2 protein-coding genes are annotated in these 2,010 nt (G+C 54.0%); one reads left to right on the top strand and one right to left on the bottom strand.

Translation table 11 applies throughout. The annotated features are described in order from the left end of the window. On the top strand, positions 1 to 1,349 hold a 1,349-nt coding region (locus ACYVJG_RS12870; protein ID WP_460431406.1), incomplete at its 5' end, for a DUF4214 domain-containing protein. A 216-nt stretch (positions 1,350 to 1,565) separates the two neighbouring features. On the opposite strand, the gene tnpA is transcribed toward ACYVJG_RS12870, so the two are convergent. Then, positions 1,566 to 1,985, bottom strand: a complete 420-nt coding sequence (tnpA, locus tag ACYVJG_RS12865) for an IS200/IS605 family transposase (protein WP_460431407.1) — start codon at positions 1,983 to 1,985, stop codon at positions 1,566 to 1,568. Positions 1,986 to 2,010 lie beyond the last annotated feature (25 nt).

Raw genomic sequence — 2,010 nt, 5'->3', positions numbered from 1 at the left:
GTCGCATTGAACAAAAAACCCCAACAGGTTCAAGCATTCAAGAAGAGATGAAAGGCAATGGCTTTACCTTCCTCAATGCCCTGCCTGCCAATGAAAAACTGATTGTGCAAACGGTGGTGCCGACAGTCCCCGCCAATACCACCACAGCCCCAACACAACCCTTGATTCTGACAGGGTCTAGCCGTAATGGAGATGGCAAACAAGCGGTGGTGATTGATGTCAGCCAACTGCCGAAAGGCACGGTGATTCAAGTCGAGAATATCGACTTCATCGCCATTGTCGGTGAAGTGCGCGCCATTGGTGGCAGTGGGCAAAACGTCGCTGTGGGGGATAACCTCAACCAATTTATCGTATTAGGCGCCGACAACGACAGCATCTACGGCGGCGGTGGACAAGACACGGTGGGGTCACTCGGCGGTGACGACCAAACCTTTGGTGAAGCGGGTGATGATACCGTCTATGGTGGTGCGGGTAATGACACCCTCACCGGTGGCATAGGTAACGACCGTCTTAACGGCGGCTTTGGCAACGACACTGCTATCCAAAGTGGTGCCCGTGGCGACTACACCATCAGCGTGGATGGTCACACCGTCGTGCTGACCCACAAAACCACTGGAGAAATCGACCGCCTGCTGGATGTCGAGCTGGTCAAATTCGACAGCGGCGACAACCTCACCATCCGCTATGGCGAAGTGTTTACCGCTGAATACGACCCTAACGTCCTCAATGTCACCGCCAATCGCTACTTTGTCGGTCACGCCAACGCTGAAGAAGGCTATCTGCCGATGGGCTTGGCGCTGTTTATCGACGGTAAACAAGGCCATGACGTGCTGCACCTACTCGGCAAACGCAGCGACTATGCTCTCGAACGCAACGGCAACCACCTCGAGATCACCCGCTACAGCGATGGGGCCATGTTTGACCTCAACAACGCTGAAACCCTCGCCTTCGACAGTCAAGAAGTCGTGATTCTGGCCAGAGATCGGGTAGAAGGTATCTTAGCGCGCATGGTGCAGGTCTATCTCAACCGTGATGCCACTGCGGCAGAATGGAAACTCGGCACCAAAGCCGTTGCCGACTATTACGCCGGCTTCCTCCAACCCCAAGAAGTGTTCGACTGGTTCAACGCCCGCAACACCGCTTTGGCCAAGATGGACAACGCCACCTATGTGCAAACCCTGTACCAAAACGCCTATGGTCGCCAAGCCACCACCGCCGAACTGACCCCGCTGGTCAACAAACTCGAAAAACAACTCATCACCCGCGACTGGCTCGCCGTTGACATCGCCGCCAGCAACGAAGCCATTACCGCTATCGGTACGGTGATGCAGTTTGATGGGTGGGTGTAAGCGTTTCTAAACTAGCATAGAGGTAGATTGGGTTGCCGGTGGTTGGTAACCCAATTTTTTTGTTAGAAATACTAACAACTCATGGTGCGTCGCCCCTTCGGGGTGACAACACCCTACCGGACTTGCGCCCCAGTGCTCCAGCCACAATCCCTTCCTTCTGAGCCGCAGGCGAAAGGATTTGGCTGGGGGTGAAGGGGCGTGCCGCCCAACGGGCGGCTAGTGCGGTGCTTCCTGTTGCTCGATGTATTGTTTAATCACCGACAGGGGCGCTCCGCCGCAACTGATGATGCAATAGCTGCGGCTCCAGAACACCGGCTTGTTCCAGTAATACCGCTTCAGTTCTTCGCCAAATTCTTTGCGGATGTAACGGCTGGTCACGGTCTTGAGATTGTTCACGAACACCGACGGTGCCACCTTCGGATTCAGCGACAGTAGCAGGTGGACGTGATCAGCTTCGCCGTTGAATTCCAACAACTCGCACTCCCACTTCTCCACCAGCGCCTGACAATGGGTTCTCAATCTTTCCAGCATCGGCGCGGTGATGCATTTTCGCCGGTATTTGGTGACAATAACTAAATGGTAGTTTAAGTTAAAAACGCAATGATAAAGCGACTTAACGGGCTGTTTTCGTTCCATAACTGTAGTGTATGATACAAACATG

The organism is Aquaspirillum soli (genome assembly GCF_054781915.1).
This window is presented reverse-complemented; position numbering and strand designations above follow the sequence as displayed.

What these genes read in the sequence shown, in the direction of transcription:
- tnpA (WP_460431407.1), bottom strand. Translation starts at nt 1,985, where the DNA reads ATGGAACGAAAACAGCCCGTTAAGTCGCTTTATCATTGCGTTTTTAAC.